General features: G+C 65.6%; 3 protein-coding genes. 1 reads left to right on the top strand and 2 read right to left on the bottom strand.

Going from position 1 to position 2,754, the window contains the following annotated elements:
• The first annotated feature begins 221 nt into the window (after positions 1–221).
• Positions 222–1,379 (top strand): serine hydrolase domain-containing protein, encoded by a 1,158-nt coding sequence (locus tag ACESMY_RS23590; protein WP_372787083.1) that lies wholly within the window; start codon positions 222–224, stop codon positions 1,377–1,379.
• A gap of 65 nt (positions 1,380–1,444) precedes the next feature.
• Here the strand turns inward: ACESMY_RS23590 and ACESMY_RS23595 are convergent, their stop codons facing one another.
• Together ACESMY_RS23595 and ACESMY_RS23600 are read right to left on the bottom strand one after the other, a co-directional pair.
• Positions 1,445–1,978, bottom strand: coding sequence for a GNAT family N-acetyltransferase (locus ACESMY_RS23595; RefSeq protein WP_372787084.1), 534 nt, complete (start codon positions 1,976–1,978; stop codon positions 1,445–1,447).
• A gap of 127 nt (positions 1,979–2,105) precedes the next feature.
• Positions 2,106–2,591, bottom strand: coding sequence for a pentapeptide repeat-containing protein (locus ACESMY_RS23600; protein ID WP_372787085.1), 486 nt, complete (start codon positions 2,589–2,591; stop codon positions 2,106–2,108).
• Positions 2,592–2,754: the final 163 nt, after the last annotated feature.

A 2,754-nucleotide genomic window follows, 5' to 3' on the forward strand; every position in this document is an offset into this window, starting at 1 on the left:
TTCTGTGCGGGGGGCGCGGGGTAACCCGCGTCCCTACCGCGATCGTACGACCCTCAGAGGCCGAGCCTTGTGCTCCGGTCACTGTAGGGGGTCGTACGTGTCCCCATTTCCCTTGGCGCGGGGGCTCAGTTGCAGTGATTTCGCCTGTGTTAAAATAATTGTCGATACTGAACGGGCATGCGGGTCTAGGTCTCTGACGGACCCTGGGGGGGTGTGAAGGCATGACCTTCGAAATCCACGGCGTTTGCGAGCCGGCTTTCACCGCGTTGAAGGACGCGCTGGCGGCCAATTGCGCCGATGGCCTGGAGATCGGCGCATCGGTCGCCGCCTGTGTTGGCGGGCGGCCGGTCGTGGACCTCTGGGCCGGTTACGCCGACCTCGAACACACCCGGCCGTGGGAGCGCGACACCATCGTCGTGTTGAACTCGGCAACCAAGATCCCGCTGCTGATCTGCATCCTGATGCTGGCCGACCGCGGCCTGATCGCATTGGACGCGCCGGTCGCCGAGTATTGGCCGGCGTTTGGCGCGAACGGAAAAGAGCGCGTGACCATTCGCGATCTGCTCACCCACCGTGGCGGCGTGCCGGCGCTCGACCCGCCGGCCAGCTTCGAGGATCACTTCGATTGGGAGAAGATCACCGCGCGCATCGCGGCCGAGCCGCACTGGTTCGGGGGCGAGGGGCGCATCGCCTATTCACCGACGCACTCCGGCTTCATCCTGGGCGAGGTGATGCATCGCGTTGATGGGCGGCCCGCGCCACGGTTCCTGCGCGAAGAGCTGGCCGGCCCGGCGGGGATCGACCTGCAGATCGGCATCCACGATCCAAAAGACCTCGAGCGGCTGGCGGCGCCGAACAACGCCGCGCCGAAAGAAGCGCCGAATTTCACTCCGCTCAGTCTTCGGATAATGCAGGGCATCCCTTCAGGCGGTGAATGGACCTGGGAGCGGCTCAACCATGAACACAATTGGGCTTCGGCCCTCGGCTTCGGCAACGGGCGCACCTTGGCCCGCCTCGGCGCGATCATCGCCAACGGTGGAATGCTGGACGGCGTGCGCTATCTCTCCGAGGCGATGGCGCGCGAGGTCCGGACCGAACAGGCGTTCGGCGATGAACCGCTCTTCGGATCGATGCGGCTGGGCCTGATCGTCACGCTCGATCAACCCGCTTTTCGGCTGCCGTCGCCGACCAGCTGCTATTGGGGCGGCGGGGGTGGGTCGCTGTGCGTGATGGATCCCCGCACCGGCTTCAGCTTCGGTTTCGCGATGAACAATTTCATCATGGGCGGCCTCGGCGAGGGCGTCCGCGTGCAGAGGTTCTGGGCCGCTCTCTCGGGCATCCTGGCCGACCTGCCCGACGCGCCGTCGTGGCACGGGTAGCGCTCAAAAGTCGGACGTGTCCCCATTTTTCTTGGCGGTAGGCGGGAATGCGTAGGCCAGGGCGACTACCCCCGCCATTCCTCCCGCAGGAGCCCAAAAACGGCTTCGTCGACAAACTCGCCGCCGAAGAAGCCGTTCGAACGAAGCATGCCCTCGTGCTTGAAGTTCAGCTTCTGCAGGACCCGGATCGACCCCGAATTTCTGGCGTCGGTGTGGGCTCGAATGCGCTGTAACGCATGGCAAGTCTCGAACGCCTGGCCGATGGCTGCGCAGGCGGCTTCGACGCACAAGCCCTCGCCCCAGTGTTGCTTGTGAACTCCGTAGCCCAGGACCGCGATCCTGTGTTCCGCCTCAAACTTGAGGCTGACGATCCCGATGACCGCGCCGCCCTTCGTCATCGCCCAGGTAGGTTTCATCTGCCGATCACGAAGCAACAGGCCAGCCAGGAAGCGATCCGCCTCCGCGCGCGTATAGGGTTGAACCAGCCCCTGATACCGGCCCCATTCGGCATCGCCGGAGTAGTTCCAGAGCGCATCGGCGTCGCCGATTGAGAACGGCCGCAGGACCAGCCGCGGGGTGTGGATCTGATCTGGCGGCACCGGCAGCCTCAGCAGCCGGACAAAATGGGGACAGACAAATTGGGGACACGTACGACTTGCCGCCGAATCGGAACCACGGGCTCGGAGCGTGAGAGTCGTACGTGTCCCCAATTTGTCCCCATTTTGCTCAGCGACAGGCGGGGATGCGCAGGCCGGGGGGGAGTTTGGTGGCTGCGTCGCCGCAGGCGGCGTTCAGCTGCGCCTGGCTCAGGCCGACCGCGCGGGCCATTTCGGCGCCGGAGAAGTTGACGCCGGAGAGCCTGGCGCCGCGCAGGTTGGCGCCTTCGAGATAGGCCCCGACGAAGGTGGCGTTGGTCATGTCGGCGCCAGCGAAGTCGGCGTCGGTGAAGCGGCCGCCGTAGCCGTTGACGTCGCGCAGGTCGACGCCGGCAAATCGACCGTGGTCGAACACCGAGACGCTGAGGTCGGCCTGGCGCAGGCGCGCGCCAGTGAAGTTACGGCCGGGCAGGTCCTTGTTGCTCAGATCGGCCTGGAACAGGTTGCAGCGCGGGCAGCTGGCCCCGTCCTGCGCATGACCAACCTCGGCGGCGTTCTGTGCGAAGGCGGGAAGCGCCACGAGAGCGAGCGCGGCGATGAGCGCAACGGATTTCATTTCGGCACACCTTTGTGCGGTTCGACCGGAGTTCAGCCTAGCCATCGCAATCTTAAGGCCAAGTCAGCGGATCGAACAGAATAGGCGGCGGCGCCGGGCGAAACCAAACCCGTCATCCCCCGCTGGAGCCGCGAAGCGGCGGAATGCGGGCGACCCATGAACA

The organism is Phenylobacterium sp., from assembly GCF_041691455.1.
In the GTDB taxonomy this organism is placed as follows: Bacteria; Pseudomonadota; Alphaproteobacteria; order Caulobacterales; family Caulobacteraceae; genus Phenylobacterium.

Excerpts from the sequence above, each read along its gene's own strand:
- ACESMY_RS23590 (WP_372787083.1), top strand. The coding sequence starts at position 222 with ATGACCTTCGAAATCCACGGCGTTTGCGAGCCGGCTTTCACCGCGTTG.
- ACESMY_RS23600 (WP_372787085.1), bottom strand. The coding sequence starts at position 2,591 with ATGAAATCCGTTGCGCTCATCGCCGCGCTCGCTCTCGTGGCGCTTCCC.